At 58.5% G+C, this 18,498-nt stretch carries 16 protein-coding genes; 7 read left to right on the forward strand and 9 right to left on the reverse strand.

Annotation, left to right across the window (positions count from 1 at the left end; all coding sequences use genetic code 11):
- Positions 1 to 14: 14 nt before the first annotated feature.
- Positions 15 to 1,301, reverse strand: coding sequence for an extracellular solute-binding protein (locus QRX40_RS03185; RefSeq protein ID WP_313836225.1), 1,287 nt, complete (start codon positions 1,299 to 1,301; stop codon positions 15 to 17).
- Positions 1,302 to 1,433: 132 nt separating this feature from the next.
- On the opposite strand from QRX40_RS03185, the gene QRX40_RS03190 reads away from it, so the two are divergent.
- The 6 genes from QRX40_RS03190 (at position 1,434) to QRX40_RS03215 (ending at position 8,738) form a co-directional block, all read left to right on the forward strand.
- Entirely contained in the window at positions 1,434 to 2,474 is a 1,041-nt protein-coding gene (locus tag QRX40_RS03190) for a LacI family DNA-binding transcriptional regulator (protein WP_313836227.1), read from the forward strand.
- Between the two features lie 145 nt (positions 2,475 to 2,619).
- Positions 2,620 to 3,714 (forward strand): LacI family DNA-binding transcriptional regulator, encoded by a 1,095-nt coding sequence (locus QRX40_RS03195; RefSeq protein ID WP_313836229.1) that lies wholly within the window; start codon positions 2,620 to 2,622, stop codon positions 3,712 to 3,714.
- A 26-nt stretch (positions 3,715 to 3,740) separates the two neighbouring features.
- Positions 3,741 to 4,700, forward strand: coding sequence for an ABC transporter substrate-binding protein (locus tag QRX40_RS03200; protein WP_313836231.1), 960 nt, complete (start codon positions 3,741 to 3,743; stop codon positions 4,698 to 4,700).
- Between the two features lie 2 nt (positions 4,701 to 4,702).
- Entirely contained in the window at positions 4,703 to 6,220 is a 1,518-nt protein-coding gene (locus tag QRX40_RS03205; RefSeq protein ID WP_313836232.1) for a sugar ABC transporter ATP-binding protein, read from the forward strand.
- A gap of 93 nt (positions 6,221 to 6,313) precedes the next feature.
- Positions 6,314 to 7,303: an ABC transporter permease gene (locus tag QRX40_RS03210; RefSeq protein WP_029676084.1), complete on the forward strand. Its 990-nt coding sequence runs from the start codon at positions 6,314 to 6,316 to the stop codon at positions 7,301 to 7,303.
- 436 nt (positions 7,304 to 7,739) lie between these two features.
- Positions 7,740 to 8,738, forward strand: coding sequence for a hypothetical protein (locus tag QRX40_RS03215; RefSeq protein WP_313836234.1), 999 nt, complete (start codon positions 7,740 to 7,742; stop codon positions 8,736 to 8,738).
- Positions 8,739 to 8,743: 5 nt separating this feature from the next.
- Here QRX40_RS03215 and QRX40_RS03220 read toward each other — a convergent pair whose 3' ends face one another.
- Positions 8,744 to 9,166, reverse strand: a complete 423-nt coding sequence (locus tag QRX40_RS03220; protein ID WP_313836235.1) for a DUF4186 domain-containing protein — start codon at positions 9,164 to 9,166, stop codon at positions 8,744 to 8,746.
- A 189-nt stretch (positions 9,167 to 9,355) separates the two neighbouring features.
- Between QRX40_RS03220 and QRX40_RS03225 the strand changes: the two genes are divergently transcribed.
- The gene (locus QRX40_RS03225) at positions 9,356 to 10,645 is read left to right on the forward strand and encodes a class I SAM-dependent methyltransferase (protein ID WP_313836236.1); all 1,290 of its coding nucleotides are present in this window, start codon (positions 9,356 to 9,358) and stop codon (positions 10,643 to 10,645) included.
- Positions 10,646 to 10,718: 73 nt separating this feature from the next.
- Here the strand turns inward: QRX40_RS03225 and QRX40_RS03230 are convergent, their stop codons facing one another.
- The 7 genes from QRX40_RS03230 to QRX40_RS03260 are packed head-to-tail and all read right to left on the reverse strand — an operon-like array spanning position 10,719 to position 18,382.
- The gene (locus tag QRX40_RS03230; protein WP_313836237.1) at positions 10,719 to 11,270 is read right to left on the reverse strand and encodes an FMN-binding protein; all 552 of its coding nucleotides are present in this window, start codon (positions 11,268 to 11,270) and stop codon (positions 10,719 to 10,721) included.
- Position 11,271: 1 nt separating this feature from the next.
- Positions 11,272 to 12,099, reverse strand: coding sequence for an ABC transporter ATP-binding protein (locus QRX40_RS03235; protein ID WP_144085191.1), 828 nt, complete (start codon positions 12,097 to 12,099; stop codon positions 11,272 to 11,274).
- Between the two features lie 44 nt (positions 12,100 to 12,143).
- Positions 12,144 to 13,310 carry an FtsX-like permease family protein gene (locus QRX40_RS03240; protein ID WP_313836377.1) on the reverse strand — a complete coding sequence of 389 codons (1,167 nt, stop codon included), beginning with the start codon at positions 13,308 to 13,310 and terminating at the stop codon, positions 12,144 to 12,146.
- Between the two features lie 16 nt (positions 13,311 to 13,326).
- Complete coding sequence (locus tag QRX40_RS03245; RefSeq protein WP_313836238.1) at positions 13,327 to 14,637, reverse strand: ABC transporter permease; 1,311 nt, start codon at positions 14,635 to 14,637, stop codon at positions 13,327 to 13,329.
- Positions 14,638 to 14,659: 22 nt separating this feature from the next.
- On the reverse strand, positions 14,660 to 15,934 hold the full coding sequence (locus tag QRX40_RS03250; protein ID WP_313836239.1) for a DUF2318 domain-containing protein: 1,275 nt from the start codon (positions 15,932 to 15,934) through the stop codon (positions 14,660 to 14,662).
- Positions 15,935 to 15,947: 13 nt separating this feature from the next.
- On the reverse strand, positions 15,948 to 16,571 hold the full coding sequence (locus tag QRX40_RS03255; protein WP_313836240.1) for an iron transporter: 624 nt from the start codon (positions 16,569 to 16,571) through the stop codon (positions 15,948 to 15,950).
- Entirely contained in the window at positions 16,568 to 18,382 is a 1,815-nt protein-coding gene (locus QRX40_RS03260; protein ID WP_313836241.1) for an FTR1 family protein, read from the reverse strand. Before QRX40_RS03260 ends, QRX40_RS03255 begins: the two co-directional genes overlap by 4 nt.
- Positions 18,383 to 18,498 lie beyond the last annotated feature (116 nt).

An 18,498-nucleotide genomic window follows, 5' to 3' on the forward strand; every position in this document is an offset into this window, starting at 1 on the left:
TTCCATATCTGCCTTCACTTGGCCTTGTTGTATTGAGCGATGGCTTTGTCGACATTGGCCGCAAACTCATGGGTAGAGGTATTGTCCACCAGCAGGCTTTGGCACTGTCGTCCAAGCACACTGACAGTATTCGCATCAAGTTGTACATCCCAGACTTGTGCATAATCGTTGACCTTGGCTATGTCGGACAGGACATCCTGATATATGCGGGGGGTCTTAACACTGCCTTTGGGCTTGACTGAAGGAATGACCCGATAGTCGTTCAAAGCCACATCACCGTATTTGCCGAATAGATATTTGAGAAAATCCTTCAGCTGAGGAGTTAGCTTGCCCTTGCTGACGGCAGTGCCGATGCCCGAATTGGCAAAGAAGTCCGTGGGCGCAGTTTTGTCTCCTTTACCAAGCATGGGAAGGCGGAAATAACCGATGTCCGATTTCAGATTGCCGGAATCGTCAACGTAGGACGGGAGGTTCCAAGTACCGTCATACGTTATCGCAGCACGCTTGCTCTTGAACAGATTCAAAGTGGCGGTGGCATCCGAATTCGTGAAGCCAGGCTGGAAATAAGCTGACATCTTTTGGAGGAAAGCGATTCCGGCTTGACCAGTCGGACTGGCCATAGATTCCTTTCCGACCTTGAGCTTGGCAAGGAACTCATTGCCGGTTTCCCTGTATGGAATCATCCCCAGGAACCTATAAAAAGGCCACTGGTCCTTGCCATCAAGAGCGATCGGTATAACGCCCGTGTCCTTGAGCTTCTGAAGGTCTGTCAGCAACTCGTCAAAGGTCTTAGGCTCCTCTGCAATGCCTGCTTTGCGGAAGGCGTCTTTGTTGTACCAAAAGTACTCCGCATTAGCATTGAAAGTCATTAAGTGCAGACTGCCATCAGCCATTGTCGGGTACTTGGTGGATATGTGATAAAAGCGGTTGGTTACGCCAATGTCCTTGTAGAGTTTTCCAATATCTTCAGCACGGCCGTCCTTGACAAGCTTGGCGAAGTACGGGTCAGGATCCGCATCCCATAACTCAGGCAAACGGTTACTGGATGCCAGCACTTTCAACTTTTGGTTATATGAAGGTCGATCAGAGATATTCTGGAACTCCAGCTTGAAACCCTGATGCGACTTCGCGTACTCGTTAGCGATCTGCTTGATTGCTTTTATGCTTCCTTCACTGGCAGGCCTCGCACTGAGCCAAGTGATAGTGCCCGACTGCTGCGAAGAACCGCACCCCCCGAAACCAAATAAGGATAGGGCAGCCACCGCACAGGTGCATGCCCTCTTAGCGAATGATAGTTTCATGGTCTCTCCTTCGTTGGACGTAACCAACGCCACCTCATAGTGACTATATGTCAACGTTGTCTGACAACGTTGACATATGTAAAGCTATACTAATTACAGACCGTTGTCAATTCACGGGGGACAATGCTAGATATGACACAGAACAGCGGCAATGCGAACAGCCACCCCACCATCAAGGACGTGGCGGCCCTTGCACAAGTCGCGCCAAAGACGGTATCCCGTGTGATCAATGAAGAGCCCTATGTCTCTTCAACGACCAAGGAGCGCGTCCTTTCGGCCATCAAGGAGCTGCACTATCGGCCCGACGTGCATGCAGCCGATCTGAAACGCGGCAAAAGCAGCAGCAGAACCCTCGGGGTTCTGCTGGGAGCAAGGCCCAACCCCTTCTCCTCATCGGTGCACTGGTCCATCGACAGCGTCGCCGTGCAGCACTCCAGTCTGGTTCTGGCCTCGGCGCTTACCGGTAATCAAGACAGGGACTCCAAGACCGTAGACGAAATGCTGAGCCGGCGGATTGACGGACTGATCCTGGTCACAGCCGCCAGCTCACAGGACTACCTGATTCCCGAAATGCGTCGTGGGCTGGCTGTCGTTTTTGCCGACAGCACCTCTATGGGGCTGCCTTCAGACACCGTCATGTCTGACAACTATGCCGGTGCCATCAATGGGACCCGGGCGCTTTTATCCATTGGGCATAGGAACATGGCCTACCTAGGAGCCAAGAAAAACGTGTATACCGTAAGCCAGCGGAGAAAAGGCTTCCTTGCCGCCGTCAAAGAGAGCTCCCTGCCGATGGGCAATATTGATCTGGTTGACGATATGGATGAATGCAAAGCATACACTGTCACATGCAGACTGATAGACAGGGCACGAACCAAACGGCCTACCGCGATCTTTGCAGGGCAGAACCTCATCGCCCGAGGCGTGATTCGCGCCCTGAGAACAAGAGGACTGGAAAAGAGCATAGCAATCATCAGCTTCGATGACGCCGATATGTTTGACATGCTTGATCCTGGAATCACGGTCATCAAGCAGAATCCTGAGAACATCGGCCGAATAGCCGCAAACATGGCGTTCGAACGCATCAATGGCTTGACTGCCGAACCTCGCCACATCCTGCTTCCTACTGAATTGATCCCCAGAGGTTCCGGAGAGATACCCCCGAGCCAGTAAAGCACTTCGTTAACAGCAAAAGACCACAGGGTCCGACGCCATTAAAAAGATGCCATCATCGCCCATCGTCTCCAGATATAACTTGACCCGACAAAATTAACCTGATAGTATCTTTATATTGCTAATAATAAACGTTTAGGATTCGATGATGAAACACACTGGCGTTACTTTGAAGGACATTGCGGACGAGCTGAACCTTTCCGTGTATGCCGTGTCAAGGGCCATCAACGACCTAAGCGGGGTCTCCAAAACCACACGTGCCGCCGTACTGAAAGTCGCTAAAGAAAAGGGCTACATTCCCAACGTCAATGCCAGGGATCTGCGCAAGGGACTTCACCACTCAGTCAGTCTCCTTACAGCAGGAATGTCAAATCCCTACTACCTGGATCTGATTAGCGGAATCGAAAGCATATTCCAAATAAGGGGCGAAAACCTGCTCATATCAGACATCGCCATTGACGGCCACTACTCAGAGTCTGCCGAGAGCCTGCTGCTTCAGCATGTCTTGGAAACGCGCCCTGGAGGCATAATATCAACCCTGGGACTGAGCGATTCATCCCGGCAACGGCTGCGGGAGTGGAAGATGCCTGTAGTCTTCGTCGATTCGACTCCTGGATCAGCTCACGAAGACTTCTCCTATGTCACAACAGATAACAAGGATGCCTCAAACAAACTGGGGAACCATTTGGCAGAGCATCACTTCAAACGATGGCTATTAGTCATCTACCCGTCGGTCTGGAACAGCCGATATATCAGGGAATCAGGACTCCGCCAAGCAGCTGCGCGATGCGGAGCCGCCATCCGCGTTCTGGAATGCAACAACGATCAGTTCTCCACGAGGAAAGCACTCGACGAGTTTTTGGATCATGATAAATTCCGGCCCGATGTCATTATCGCCGGCAACAACCCAATACTGCTAGGGATCATGACTGCCCTACAGTCAAGGGCGATTAAGATACCCGACGACCTGGCGCTAGTGGCGTTCGATGACTTCATATGGTCCGACCTATTGAAACCACGCATCACCCTGGTTTCGGAAGACAGCTATGGAATCGGCGCCAAGGCCGCTGAACATATTCTTGCACTGATTGATCAGAAACAAGACAGAAAAGGAGGTGACGACGATTCGAAACCGGATGGGAAACCACAAATGACGATGGAACCCATTCACCAAACGATTGAAGCATCACTGAAGATCAGAGAATCGTGCGGTTGCAGGTATCCAACGGGGGCTGCCTGACCGTTTTGCGAAAGGTAAATTAAATTATGAGATCCAAGAAAATCATCGCCGCGATGGCGGCAATTCTGTCCGCATCGCTCGCTCTAACCGGCTGCAGCAATGGCGACGAAGACAGGCAGTCTGCACCAAAGCGAACTGAAATCAAAAGCATTGGTCTGATGGTTCAAGATATGTCGAATCCCTTCTTCTCTTCCATGGACAAGGAGGCAAAAAAGGAGGCGAAACGAATCGGAGCACGTCTGAACGTTCAGGACGCCCAACTCGATTTGGCTACCCAAGATAACCAAATTTCTGCTTTCATCGAGCAGAACGTGGATCTGATCATCGTATCCGCCGTCGATGAAAGCGGCCTGCAACCGGCAATCAAGAGGGCTAGAGACGCAGGCATAATCGTTGTGGCTGTAGACACCCCAGCCAAAGGAGCTGATGCTATCGTAACCACCGATGGCGTGCAGGCTGGGCAGCTTGCCTGCTCTTACCTCTCAGAGAAGCTGGGAAGCAAAGGTAACATCCTAATCGTTGATGGAACACCCATTCAAACCATCACCGATAGGATCAAAGGCTGCAAGCAAGCGCTCAAGAAATACCCTGGAATCAAAGTGGTAGCCCAGCAGGCCTCAAAGAACGACAGAGCCACAGGGTTGACAGTGACCACCGATATGCTCACCGCCAACAAGGACGTGCAGGGCATCTTCGGCATGAACGACCCCTCTGCCCTCGGGGCAGCCCTGGCTGTGGAACAAGCCGGGCGGCAGGACCAGATCATCGTCACAGGCATCGATGCCAGCCCACAAGGAGTGGACGAGCTCAAACGAGCAGGTTCGCCTTTCATCGGTGCAGCCACCCAGAATCCAAGGGCCATGGTTGATCAGGCCGTGAAGTTCGCCCAGGACAAGGTCAAAGGAAAGACACCCAAGAAAACGACCATCCTGATTCCCAGCGAAATGATCACTCGCGACAACGTCAACAAGTACAAAGGGTGGTGAGCATGTCAGAGAATAAAGCCGCCTTATTGGAGCTACGGAACATCTGCAAGAGCTTTTCAGGTGTAACAGTCCTCGACAACGTTAGCCTAAACCTTTATGACCATGAGGTTCTGGCTCTGATGGGAGAAAACGGGGCAGGAAAATCGACGCTGATGAACATCCTGTCAGGCAACCTCAGCCTCGATTCCGGCTCCATTGCCATCGAAAGCAAGCCTGTTGAGATCCGAACCCCCAAGCAGGCAACGGATCAAGGCATTGCCATTATCCATCAGGAGCTCAACGTCGTGCCGACCATGACTGTCGCAGAAAACCTGGCCTTGGGTCAAGAGCCAAAGACACGGTACGGTCTGGTAGACAAAAAGCGCCTCAAGGATGAAGCCAAAAGCAAGCTTGAGGTCATCAAGGCGGACATCGATCCAAATACGGAGTTGGGCAAACTAGGCGTCGGCGAACAGCAAATGGTCGAAATAGCCAAGGCCCTCGCCCAGAAGGCCCGAATACTCATTCTGGACGAGCCCACTGCTTCCCTATCGAAAGCCGAATCGGAGCAGCTGTTCACCCTGATCAGCACTCTTCGCGACGAGGGCACTGGACTGATCTACATCTCGCACCGCATGGAGGAGGTCTGGCGTCTGGCTGATCGGATTACCGTGCTCCGCGATGGCCAGACTGTGTTGACCGACAAGCTCTCCCAGGTCGACCAATCTCAGGTCGTATCCAAAATGGTCGGCAGAAAGGTTGAAAAACTCTATGAGCACGATGCCCGACAGAAAGGCGCCGAGGTTCTGAGGGTCGAAAATCTCAGAATCAAGGAAGACGACCAGCCTGTATCATTCAGCGTCCACGCCGGCGAAGTTGTGGGCATGTCCGGGCTGGTTGGCGCCGGAAGGACAGAAATGGCACGTGCCATAATTGGCGCCGACCGCTGCGCCTCCATCAGCGTCCAGCTTCAGGGGAACAAGGTTCTTTTCCACTCTCCAAAATCAGCAATCAATCATGGAGTGGCCTACCTGCCGGAGAGCCGAAAGACCCAGAGCATCTTCCCCGTCATGAGCGTCGAAGAAAATATCGCCATCTCATCACTGGATCAGTTCCAATACATGCATCTTCTCCGCAAGGGCAAGATGCGGGCATCTGTTCGGAACATCATGCAGGAGGTCAACATCGACCAGACCATGGAGCACACCGAGATCAACAATTTGTCCGGTGGCAACCAGCAGAAGGCTGTTCTAGCCCGATGGCTGCTCAAGAAATCGGACTTGCTCATCCTGGACGAGCCGACCCGTGGAGTAGATGTGGGTGCCAAACAGGAGATATACGGCTTGATTAATTCCCTCGCAAAAGCAGGGAAGGCAATCCTGATGATTTCCTCTGATTTGCCTGAGGTATTGGGAGTCAGTGATCGGATTCTAGTAGTCCGGCAGAACGAGGTGGTGGCCAATATTCCAGCCACAGAGGCGACTGAGGAAAACGTGATGTCATATGCCACCGGAGTGAGCAAACCGCAGTTGCTCCACTGACTCATAAGACAGCAAACACATGGTTCCGCTCCACCGTCCGTATGCATCGTCCGGGAAGCCGGCAACCGTCATTTGGAACATGAAAGAAGCATTATGAAAGGCAAAAACGTCAATATTGCGGCAATCTGGGAGAAGGTCGGCATGCCCTTCGTCCTTTTGCTGCTCATACTCTTCATGCTGGTAAAGGCACCGAATTTTGGCACGCTGAGCAATTTGTTCAACGTAGCCAGGGCCATATCCATCAATGCCATCCTGGCGGCAGGCATGACGCTGGTGATCATTACGGCCGGCATTGACCTCTCTGTAGGCTCGACAATCGCTGTCAGCGGATGTGTGGCTGTACTGGCAGCCCGCTCAGGCATGAATCCTTTGATTGCCGTATCCCTTGGCATCATCGTTGGGGCAATAGCTGGACTCGTCAATGGATTGCTTATTGCCTATTGCAACCTGGCCGCTTTCATCGTCACTCTCGGGACTATGACATTCCTGAGAGGACTGGCATACACGATCACTGGCGGACTGCCGATTGTTGACAATAATCTGTCTTTTAGAGCGATCGGCAATGGGTACATCTGGCACATACCGATCCCCTTCATCATCATGGTCGTCGTATATCTGGTCATGTGGGTGGTCCTGGACAAAACCCGGTATGGAGCTCATGTCTACGCAGTAGGAGGCAATCCAGAAGCCGCCCGTCTGGCAGGCATCAATGTCAAGTCAGTCCTTATGTCCGTCTACCTGATCGCCGGGCTATGCGCCGGTCTGGCAGGCTGCATCTTCGCCGCCAGGGTCGTATCGGCACAGCCGACGGCTGGCAATGGCTATGAAATGGATGCCATCGCTGCAACGGTACTCGGCGGCACCTCACTTGCCGGAGGCAAAGGACGCATATCAGGCACTGTCATCGGTTCGGTCATCTTCGGAGTCTTAACAACCGGTCTGGTGCTGATGAATGTGCCATTCTTCACCCAGCAGCTGATCAAAGGCGTAGTCATCATCATTGCAGTCCTGATTGATGGCATGAAGCAGAATTCCTTCTCATTCTCCTTCTTGAGGAGAAGAGCAGCCAGCATAGACGCATAAGGAGGCAACAGCCATGAATATATCCGCACGCTATCGGATTCATTATTCCGGACCAGCACACTCGGGCCCCAGACCGATTCGCATACGTCTGCCCAGCTCAATCGACCAGCCGATTCTGACTGCTCAAGTCGAGCAAGAAGGGACTGTCCCCTTCCAACGCCTAGCTGGGGAGAGTACGCCTGAAAACTCGGTCTATCTGGGCATAGTAGAACCGCATGATGGCCAAATTGTAGTCTTTGACGATTCATCATATGAACCGGAAAGCGCAACTAGGCCCACATCCGGATCGTCTGAAGCCACCGGAGGTATCAGGTCATTACATTCAGTTCACGAGCGTGATGCCATATGCAGACTGGATACCGGATACTTCGACCTCGAACTGTGCAGAGGTACAGGATCGGGAGAAGGCGCATCCAAGTGGGGAATTCGTCACTTTATGAGCAAGGAGGAGCAAGTCGACCTGCTTAAGAGCGGCAACAACGCCATGGGCGGTTTCTATGGACCATTCTTCACCCCTGAGAATGGGCTTATCAACCCGCCCGAGCATGTGGTGGCAGACGTAACGATCGAGGAATGCGGACCGGTAATGCATCGATATTTGCTGAGCGGACGCATACCGGATGGTCTCCGTCCAGAGCTGCGCGGCAAATCCTTCTCGGTCGAATTTACTTTCTACCGTGATGTCGACTTTTTCGACCGCCGATACCATGTGGATCACTTCGAAACTGAAGTCAACGGCCGCTGTGCCCTAGATCGCATCACAGTTGGGGATGAATTTGAAAGCGGCGAAGGAGGACTGGTCTTTGACCGCTTTGATTCCTATAACCGCACCCCTTACAGAGAAGGCGATCCCTATGCAGCCCTGTTGAAGCAAGAGGTGGCTTCCATCATCAACGAGTCCAAGAACCAGGAAAACCCCCAGGAAGAACCAGCAAGATTCGCATACTTCCGCAATCTTCTGGACAGAGATTTGACCAATGCACACTGGGACTTGTACTGGCGGCTGTTCTCATACTGGGAGCACGCTCTCACCGATGCGCAGATCCGAGAGCATTTGGCTCAGGTGACCGCCCAGGCACACGTGACCGCTGATGCGAATGAGCGTCCATGGCATATGCCAAGTCAGGCAATTGATGTCTCATCCCTGAAAGACCAAACCATCTTCCCAGGGGCCGCTGATTGCACTGCAGAATTCAACAGCAGTAACGGGCGATGCATGATCTGGCTGACATCACAACCATCAGGCGGTTTCCAGATCGTACAGCGGCCACAATCCGGATGGGTGAATTGGGGAACCAACACAGAAAACGAGTCCCCAGCCCTGCCTGTTGGCACTCGAATCCGCACCATCTATGGCAACTATGCTCAATCTTGGCGCGAAAGAGCTGATTTGGAGACTCAGACAAGCATACAAGTCCAGAAGCAAGCTTCCTGAACGAATCATCCGGTCCGCCTGTCCTGACGGACCGGATGATTCACCAAATCGCGCTCTATCCAGGCCATGATCAGCCTGGCCAGGGCATCCACCTCGGCATCGGTCAGAGCCCGGCCGCGAGGGATGTGGTGCCAGCGCTCGATGCACCCCCGGCAGCAGGTGGCCGTGGCATGCTGGGCCGTGAAGACCGGATGCCCGCGGTAGGGGGTCTGCTTGCCGTCCTTCAAAGGGCGGGCAGGCCCCACACGCTTGGCCAGCATCTCATGGGCGTGGCGGTCGATGGTATCCCTGCCCTTGGCGCGGGCGTAGGCGCGATCCTTGGCCGAAAGGGAGAAACCGGACCGGAAGCGCGAATGCCCCAATCTGGCAAGCGTGTGCTGAATCCAGGCCTCATCTGCCCCGGCCGACGCTGATCCGCTGCTGGTCATTTCCTGCTCGCCTCCCTGTTCAGCCTTACCAAAGAGTCTGTACCCAGGCAAGGTTTCCCATGCGGAATAATTCACTGAACATGACACTGATAGGGACCAGTGTCAGGGGTAGGGTGAAGACAGTACTTGTATCCACTAACTACCAGACCCGCCATGTTCGGTCATGTCCGGGTCACACAAGGGGGCTTCATGGCCAAAAGCAAGATGACTGTAGCCGAGATGATCGGGCTCTTCCTCACCCCTGACGCGCCTGTGCAGGTGACCGCCTTCGATGGGTCGGTCTTCGGGCAGGACCAAGCGCCGCTGCATCTGGAAGTCAAGAATTCCCGTGCCATGTACTACATCACGGAAAATCCCAACGACCTGGGTCTGGCCCGGGCCTATCTGCAGGGCGATCTGGATTCTCCCGAGCTGCTGCCAGGCAACCCCTACCAGGTTCTCAAGGAACTGATGGGCCTCAAGCACTTCGTCAAGCATCCCAGCAAGATGGAGCTGGCCCGGGCAGCTGCGGCCGTCTTCTCACACGGGGTGCGCGTACCCGAGCCGCCGGCCATCGAAGGGCCCTCCCTGGCCAAGCGACTGACTGAGGGCATCCGTCCCCACACCCGCCGGGGCGACGCAGCCACCGTCAGCTACCACTACGACCAGTCCAACGACTTCTACCGGCTCTTCCTGGGCTCTTCCATGACCTACACCTGCGCCGTCTTCGAGAAGGAGAACGACAGCCTGGAGGACGCTCAGTGGCACAAGCTCAACATGGTTCTGGACAAGATGCACCTGAACAAGGGCGACCGTCTGCTGGACGTGGGCTGCGGCTGGGGCTCCATGGAGATCGCGGCCGCCCGCCGCGGCATTCACGTCATCGGCGTGACTCTGGCTGAGGAGCAGGTCGAGTGGGCTCAGAACTGGATTCGTCAGGAGGGCCTGCAGGATCTGGCCGAGGTCAGGCTGATGGACTACCGCGACGTGCCCGAGTCCGGCTTCGATGGAATCTGCTCCATCGGCATGATGGAGCATGTGGGCTACAAGCAGTACCCCTCCTACTTCAAGGAGATGATGGACAAGCTGCGTCCGGGCGGCATCCTGCTCAACCACCAGATCACCCGCACCAACTCCCATGACCACAAGCGGGCCGGCGGCTTCATCGACCGCTACATCTTCCCCGACGGCGAGCTGGCCAGCCCAGCCGAGATCGAACTGGCCATCCAGGACACCGGCTTCGAGGTCATCACCCAGGAGAACCTGCGCCAGCACTATGCGCTGACCCTCAAGCACTGGACTGAGAACCTCCAGGAGCACTGGGGCCAGGCCAAGCCCATGGTGGGCGAGCCCAAGGCGCGTCTCTGGGGCCTGTACATGGCCGGCGCGCGCCTCAACTTCGAGCTCGACAACATTCAAATACACCAGTTCCAGTGCATCAAGCCCGATCCCGAGACCGGCACGGACACCTACCCGCTGCGGCCCTGGTGGGATCGCTAGTTGATCTGAAGAAAAGGGGCGAGGAATCGAATCCTCGCCCCTTTTTGTCTCTGCCACCCGTGCAGCCCGGTTCTCAGGAAGACCTGTCCGCCGAAGCCTCCAGCCGGGCCAGGTCCAGGGCCTTGTTGAAGGCGTCCGAGGTCCAGCTGGCCCCGGCCACCTTCTCCACCTTGAGGTCCTTGAGCGGACGCCCTTGGACCACACCGGGCACAGCCCGGGCGAAGCGTTCCATGTGACCGCGTGAAATGGGCGAGTCCGAATGCCCCTGGACCTGGACCCGGCTCACCTGGCCTCCCGACAGATCCAGATCCACATCGATGGTGTCGGCCCCGTCACGCCCGTACTTGCCCGTCAGAGCATAGGTGCCGTCGTGATAGTTGCCCGTGTCGGCCGGAGCGGCCGGCAACCCATCACGCGAGACGGCCGTAGGCTTGCCCTCGCCCGCCGCGCCGGATCCTTTCGCTGACCCTGGAGCAGAGCTGGACTCTGCGCCTGACCCGGCGAACTCGTCGTCCATGGGCTTGGCCTGCTGGCTTCCGCAGCCGCCCAAAAGAGAGCCCACCACCACCAGGGTCGCCAAGGTTGCCGAGGCCGTGACCAGTCCCCGAGACTTGCTTGTGGCCATTTCAACGCCCTCCTTCTGCATCAGCAGCCGATCCCGGCAGGGAGCCGCCGGTCTTGGCCGTCTTGGTGGGGTCGTGGAAGCCCACCGGAATATCCTGGTCCCCTGGATCGCCAGGGGCGCCGCTGAATGCCGGACGACCTCCGGCTGCCAGGTAGGCCCGCTTGGCCTCCTCATCGTTCCACTGCTCGCCGGCCAGCACACCGTGGTTGAGCATGATCTCCCGCTGGGCGCAGGAGGCCACCAGGGCATCGTGGGTGACCACGATCAGGGAGGTCCCCTGGTCATGCAATTGCCGGAAGAGGTCCAGCACGATCCGCTCATTGGCCTCGTCCAGGTTGCCAGTGGGCTCGTCAGCCAGGATCAGTTTGGGCTCGTTGATCAGCGCCCGGGCCACGCAGACCCGCTGCTGCTCGCCGCCCGAAAGCTGGCTGGGCAGATGGCGGGCTCGATCCGCCAGACCCACCCGGTCCAGGGCCTTCATGGCCTGGTCCTCGTCCACCACTGAGTGGTAGTACTGGGCCACCATGACGTTCTCCAGGGCGGTCAGATGCGGGACCAGGTAGAACTTCTGGAAGACCAGGCCGATCACGTTCTTGCGCACATCGGCCAGCTGGGACTGACTCAGATCCTCCAACGGCCGCCCCTGCAGGCGGACCGAACCACGGCTGGGCGTGTCCATGCAACCCAGAATGTTCATCAGCGTGGTCTTGCCTGAGCCGGATGACCCCACCACGGCCAGCCACTGACCTTGCGGGACGCTCAGATTCAAATCGTCCAGGGCATGCAGATCGCCGTAGATCTTGGATACATGGTCCAGATCCAGCAGCATGCCGCCGCCCGACGGGGACTCGTTCGCCTTTGCCTGCGTCATTGTCATTCCTCCCTCAAAACCAGGGCCGGGTCGATACGCGAAGCCCGGAGGACCGGCCGGATGGATGCGATCATGGATATGGCCACGCTCAGCAGGACCGTGCCCAGGGCCAGCCACCAGTTGAAGCCCAGCGGCCGCTGGAAGACGGACAGGCAGAGCAGCCGGGCGAAGCCATAGCCCAGAGCGGTGCCGATCAGGCCTCCTGCCAATCCGTAGCAGGCCGACTCAGCCAGAAACTCCATGGCTATCCCCCGCGAGGAGGCGCCCAGAGCCTTGCGCAGGCCGATCTCGCTGCGCCGCTGGGAGACGATGGAGGCCATGGTGGTCCCCACGCCCACGAAGGTCAGGACCAGCACCACCACCGAAACCAGCCAGAAGAGCGACTGGAGCATGGCGATGGTGTGGCTGTCGCCCGCTGTGATCCTGGTGACCGGCCGGGCCTTGACCCCCATGGAGGTCATGTCGTTGATGCTGGCAGCGATGGTCTTCAGCCCCGAGGTCATGGTGTTGACCGAGTATTCGATGACATCGGTACCCCGCTTGGCCCCGGTCAGGAGCTCCAGATCGGTCAGGTCGGCGTAGATGATGCGATCCTCGGGACCGCCGGTATCGACGATGCCCCCCACACGGAAGTCTCGCCCCTGCCCTCCGGTCTTGCCCGTGACGGTGGATTGCCCGGCCGGATAGCCAATAGTTATCTGCTTGCCAGTGGTCAGCCCCAGCGAATCTGCCAGATCTCGCCCCACCATGACTGAACCGGCCTGCGGCCAGGATCCCTCCACACTCCAGTGACGGTTGAGCTGACGCACCTGGTCGGGTTGGATGCCGGCCATCACGCGAGCCCCGGCATTGACCTGCACCGTCTCATATCGATAGGTGGCGTACCGCGCCGGGGCCTTGGCGGTCACCATGTGGGTGGTGTGGTCCACCATGCCCTGCTCGATGCCGGATCCGGACCGATTGCCTCCCTGAATGGGCGAGACAACCAGGTTGGCCCCGTAGGAGCGCATCTCCTGGTTGATCTGCCTGGGGGCCTCGATGCAGACCGCCGCCAGGCAGAAGAGGGTGGCCGCACCCACCAGGGAGGCCACCACGGCCATCAGGGCCCGGCCCCTACGGCGGAAGACGGCCCCGAAGAGCATGGTCAGGAACATGCGGGTGTTGGTCATATGGCTTGTATGGCGATCAGCGGCCATGAAGCACCTCCGCCGGCCGAAGCCGCAGAATCGATCTGATGGACGAAATGGACGCCAGCAGCACAGTCAGGGCCAGCAGCACGAAGACCAGCACGAAGACCATGGGCCTCATGGTGATGCCCGAGCCGAAGACCACTCTGCCCACAATCTGTGCCACTCCGGAGCCCAGCAGGGCGCCGACCAGTGCCCCGGCCAAGGCGATCAGCGCCGTCTCGGCCAGCACCAGTCGGGACACGGCCCCGTCAGTGGCGCCCAAGGCCTTGAGCAGGGCAAACTCCGAGGATCTCTCGGATATGGAGGATGCCATCAGATTGGCCACGGCGATGGCTGCCGCCAGCAGGCTGAGCACAGTCATCAGGATCATGACCGCCTGGGTCTTTTGCAGAACATCGCCCTGCAGGGCTGCCACCTGTCTGACCTGCTTGGCCATGGACCCGGGGATGGCCTCCTCGATCTGGTAGGCGATGGAGGACGGGTAAGCCGTGCAGTACCAGGTCTCCCACTCGTCCTGGGAGAGGGCAGCAGGATTTCGTGCGGCCTTGCGGGCCAAGTCGTTCTCGGGCGTGGTCAGGGCCTTGACCTCCACCTGGTCGATCTGATCGGTCAGGCCGGACATCTCCTGCAACGGCTTGGTAGGCAGGTAGAGGGAGGAGGCATCCGAATCACCGGAGTCGAAGATGCCCACAACGGTGACGGTCCGCTGCTGATTACCCAGGCCGACCTTGACCTGGTCGCCGACCTGACGGCCGCCCAGTCGTGCAGCCAGCTCCTTACCCATCATGGCCTCAGACTTGCCGCCGGATACGGCCTCATCCTTGGGCCAGCGGCCTTGAACCTTCCACCAGGGCCGAAGACCTTTCAGGCCCGCGGTGCTGCTTTCACCGCTGTCGACCTTGACGATCCGGCCGAACCAAGTGCCCACCAGGGGGGCGGCGGCCTGGTCCACAGTGCCGCGAAGGTCCAGGCGGGGGGCAAAGTCGGTGATGTTATAGGCCCAGAAGATGGTCTTGATCTTGGGCACCTGGGACTCCTTGAGGAAGGCGGTCGGCGTTGGCTCATCGCCTGAGGGGCCGCCCTCCTGGTCGCCGTAGAGGTCGGAGACCACGGCATCCGCCTTGGCCTGGACCGTGATGTTGGATCCGTAGGTGGACAGTTCCGCGTTGAGCTTGTCACCTACGTCGAAGACCACCCCCAGCATGGCCGTAGCCACGCAGGCCGACAGGCAGACCGTGACGGCGATGAGCATTCTTCGCCCGAACTGGCGGCTGAACGACCGCAGCATCATGCGCATGAAGAACATACCAACCGCTCCTTCCCTTTTTTCAGCTCTTGAAGTGCGATGACAGGGCATCCAGGTCGGCGGTGCTGATCAGTATGGCGCCCCGGCCGGTTTTGTAGGGCAGGGGGACGGGATTACAGCCGCCCTTGAACCCGATGGTGGCCAGGTTGATGGCTACGTCGCACTTCTTGCAGATGATCTTGCCGTCTTTTTCGTAGTAGCCCGCATCCCCGCAGTTATCGCAGGCATCCAGCCCTACCCCGTAGGCGGCGCCATTCTTGCGGATGATGATGAAGCGCATCTCGGTGCCGTCCTTGGCCCGGTAGCTGAATCGATGCAGGTGGCCATCCTCCACCTGGGAGAAACGGATGGTAGCCGTTTCGGCAGTAAGAGAATAGCGTTCCGGAGGCGAAAGCACGGGCACCTGGTGGGCCTTGGCCGTGCCCACGGTCAGGGCCAGGGTGACGCCGATCATGGCCACCAGGCTCCAGACCGCTGATGCCAGGGCCCTTCGACGGAAGGCCCGGTGGCTGCGGTCGTCGGCCGTGGAGGCTCCGGTCACCGGCATGCGCCAGCCTGCGACCAGGCAGGCCAGGACTGGAATGATGAAGACCAGAACCTGGGCAAGAACCAGGATCAGGTCGGCGTTGTATCCCAGGGCCATGACCCGGAAGGCCCAGCCGTGTAGAAGAACCAGGCCGGTGGTCTGCATCAGGGCCACCAGGGCTACGCCGTGCCGGACCAGCAGCAGAACCACCATGAGCAGGGCGGCCAGACGGAAGGCTATCCGGGGGCAGGAGGTATGCATGGTCCTCAGAATGGCAGCCACCGTCACAGCGGCAGCCAGGCCGAGCAGGAAACCCAAGGCCCGCAGGAGCATGGCCGAGGTCAGCACCGGCTCCCCCGGCTCAACAAAGGCCGTAAGCTGCAGGATGACATCGGGCAGGGCACGGAAGGTGGTCAGGGCTATGGCCAGTGCCGCGAAACCGTTGGCCAGATCCATGGCCCAGGGGTGGCGATGCCAGTCTGAAACCAGCCGGTCAGCGACCAGCACTACCGCGATGGCCGCCAGATCGGCCAGAACGCAAGCCACCAGGGTCGGATAGTTGACCATGGTCCGGCGGTTGATGATCACGGTGGCGCGCAGGAGGGCGAAGACCAACGCCCCCAGCACGCCGACCCCCAAGCCAATCAGTCGCCAGGAGGAGGAGCGGGGCCGATCGCGGCCCTCGCCAACCCCTAGAAGCACGCTGAAAACCATGACCAGGAGGGCCGGGGCCAGTGTCCCCGGCAAGACCGTGACAAATTGTTCAAGCATGGTGCATGGCAGCTTACCACTGGTGGGGCGTGTAGTCCCAGTCCCAGCTGACCACGATGGGCTCGGTCCAGAAGTGTCCCTTCACGCCGGTCTCCGGGTCGACGTGCAGCATCCAGCCCTTCTTCTCAGGAGAGTCGATGGAATAGGTCAGCTTGTAGGATCCGGCCTTCTCCATCTTGATGTTGGCCCCGTAATGCGGGCCATCCGAGGCGTTCATCTGCATGAAGGTGCCGGACTGCTTGTCGTTGGGGTCATCCTTGTTCTGAATGGTGTAGTTGACGGTCAGATCCGGAACGAACTCGCCCTTGGCATAGCCCAGGTTGTTGTTGGGCAGGGCGTGGATATCAGCCTCCAGGTGCAGGCTGGCATCAGCCGCCTTCAGACCCATGGATGCAGGCTCCATGTCGATGGGCTGGAAGAAGACCGTGCCGATGTTCAGAGGGCCCTTCTGCTGATCGTCGGGCGGGATGGGGATCTCTTCGAACCCGGCCCCCTTGCCCGCCGAGGACTGGGAGGCACCGGAAGCCTCAGGCGCGGGGGCCTCACGGGTGCCTGACCCTCTGGAGCCGCACCCCGCCAGGGCCAGGGTGCCTGAGAGCACCAGCGCGACCAGGGCGGTCAATTGTCTCTTCTTCATGATTTTCCTTCGCTCTTTGGTGTTTGCATGGATGCCGTGACCTCAGAGGGCACAGCCCCTTCGGCAGCCTGCTCGGTTTCCGCCTGGCGGGCGGTTGCCGACGTTGACCTGCCGGAGTCCTGATTCGACTGCGAACGCTCCTGCCTGTGCAGGCGGCGGGTCGACACAATTGCCAGCACGACCACGACCAGAGCCGCCAGGATCTGAGCGCCGATGGTCTGCTTATAGGGATACAGCCCGATCCAGTCGCTGGTGGGCACCCCGGGCAGATAGGTGGCCGGCACCAAGTCGCCCTCGATAAGGGCATGTACGCCGCCCCCGGCGAAGATGACCACCATGACCGCCATGAGCAGGCTGGTGATGATGAAAAAGGGCCGGATGGGGATCTTGACCGAGGTGAAGCGGATGAGCACGAAAACGATGACCAGGACCACGGCGGCGGCCGCAAAACCGGTCCAGATCTCCCGTGAGCCGCCAGGGGCCATGGCGAAGATGGCCTGGTAGAACATGACCGTCTCAGCCCCCTCCCGGAAGACCGCCAGGAAGGAGAGCAGGGCCAGGGAGATCACGCTGCCCTTCGAGATGGCCGCCACCGTCCGGCTTTGAATGTAGTGGTTCCAGGATTCCACAGAGGACTTGGACAGCATCCAGTTACTGGTGTAGAGCAGCATGAGCATGGCCACCAGGGCCACCACGCCCTCCAGGATCTCCTGCTGGGGACCGTTCCCGTTGAAGAGCAGGGTGAAGAGCAGGGCCACCAGCCCGCTGGCCACCAGACCTGCCGCAATGCCCCAGTAGATGTGCCGAACCTTGTCTTTATGGCCGGCCTTGACCAGGTAGGCGATGATGGCAGCCACCACCAGGATGGCCTCCAGCCCCTCCCGCAGCAGGACCACAAAGGCCTGGCCGAAGGCGGAGGTCAGGAAGGACGTCCACCCATTGACCTGGTCCGCGGCGCCTCCATCCAAAATGGCTGCATCCTCGATCAGCATGCTTTTCAGGTCGTTCACCAGGGTCTTGGCCGGTTTCCCCGCCACCATGGTCATCCGGGTCTCCTTGAACTGGTACTCGACCTGGGAGACCCTGTTGCCGCTGATGGCGTTCATGACGTTCTTCTCGAAGCCCAGCTTTTCGTAATACTGGTAATAGGCCTTGTTGACCAGGTCAGATCCCGCCTGGCCCTGCCCCTTGGACGCCTGGGCGAGCGCCTGATCCAGAATGGGCGTCATCTCGTGGGCCACCTGGGTCCAGGTCCGGTCGCCCTTGCCGGTGTTCCGATGCTTCTTGGCTGCGTCCAGCCGTCGACGATCCGCCTTGATCTGCTCCTGCTGGGCCTTGGCGTAGGCACGGGGATTGGCCAGCCCTTGGGTGGCATCCAGCTGGGTGGCCGCGGCAGCCAGATCGTCCTTGAGCTTTTCACTGCCCTGGGTCAGGGCCTGCCCGGCATCCGGGGCGTAGGCCTGGCTCTGCAGGGCCTGGAACTGCCCATCCAGAGCGTTGCGCCTATCCTGCCCCAGGGTCGACTCCACGACCGAGACGAATCCTGAACCCACGTAGCCCACGTTGTAGGCTCCCATGAATTGCGAGGCCGCCCCGGCACGATCCCCCTGGGCATAGTCCTCACACCCTCTATCCAGCTGGCGAGATACAGAGCCAACCACTTGGGTCCAGCTGTCATAATCCGTAGCTCCGCTCGCCGCCATGGCCGACTGCGGGGTCTGCAGAACCAGGAATATCAGGGCCAGCAGCAAGCATGAGAGCAGGGGGCCAGCGGTCCTGGCCACTCGTGTCCCTCCGACCTGTGCAACCATGGGCGATGATCTCCTTCGTCAGTCCCTCGTAATCGAACCTGCGAGAAACGAAGGCCGATTTGACAACTACCGGAAATCAATCTAGCTCAAGTACAAGTGGAAAAACAGACTTGTTT

The organism is Bifidobacterium sp. H6bp9 (genome assembly GCF_032193695.1).
Classification (GTDB): Bacteria; Actinomycetota; Actinomycetes; order Actinomycetales; family Bifidobacteriaceae; genus Bombiscardovia; species Bombiscardovia kimbladii.